The organism is Brumimicrobium mesophilum (assembly GCF_003025005.1).
GTDB classification, from domain to species: domain Bacteria; phylum Bacteroidota; class Bacteroidia; order Flavobacteriales_D; family Crocinitomicaceae; genus Brumimicrobium; species Brumimicrobium mesophilum.
Genome location: NZ_PVSS01000071.1, coordinates 1 through 600 on the forward strand (window position 1 = coordinate 1; position 600 = coordinate 600).

Annotated in this window: 1 protein-coding gene; it reads left to right on the forward strand. The window is 30.3% G+C overall.

Annotated features, from left to right (window positions below; genetic code table 11):
* Positions 1-96: 96 nt before the first annotated feature.
* Positions 97-507: a hypothetical protein gene (locus tag C6368_RS17085; protein ID WP_107040422.1), complete on the forward strand. Its 411-nt coding sequence runs from the start codon at positions 97-99 to the stop codon at positions 505-507.
* The last annotated feature ends 93 nt before the right edge of the window (positions 508-600 follow it).

Here is a 600-nt window from a genome sequence, read left to right on the forward strand (position 1 = left end):
ATTCATACTACCACGAGAATAATCTAGCGTTAGCTGGGGAACAACAAAACTTATAGTAAAAATCGAAATAGGAGAACTAAAACAAATAAGTGAATAATGAGAAAAATTATATCATTGATGATTTTGTGTCTAATAGCTCAACTTAGTTATACACAAAATGATTTAATAGGAACAAAATGGACTAATACGAGAGAGTTAATAGTTGATAATGACACGCTTATATTTAAGCCTGAGTTTTCCTATTATAAAGATTCTTTTGTTGTGAATGTAATCACACCTAAGTCTACTAGAAAAGAGCAATTTATTATTAATGAATGGTGTATTTTTGAAAGTCATTATAGAATTAAATATTCTGTTTCTTCTCGTAAAAGAAAAAATAGATTTATGTATGCTTATTTCTATTTTGAAGCTGATCAATTGATGTTTTTACCACATGATGAAAAAATTCCTTTTGAATCTATTAAAGAAATGTATGGGTGGATGATTTTAACTCGGGTTGAAGAATAAATTCGATATTTTTAGTAGAATCCTAATAACTGTGCGCCCCAATCTATCGCGAGATCCGACAGCTGTAAGGATTAGCGCAGCTTCTCGTGGCCT

Coding starts and splice junctions, on each gene's coding strand:
- C6368_RS17085 (WP_107040422.1), top strand. CDS start 97: ATGAGAAAAATTATATCATTGATGATTTTGTGTCTAATAGCTCAACTT.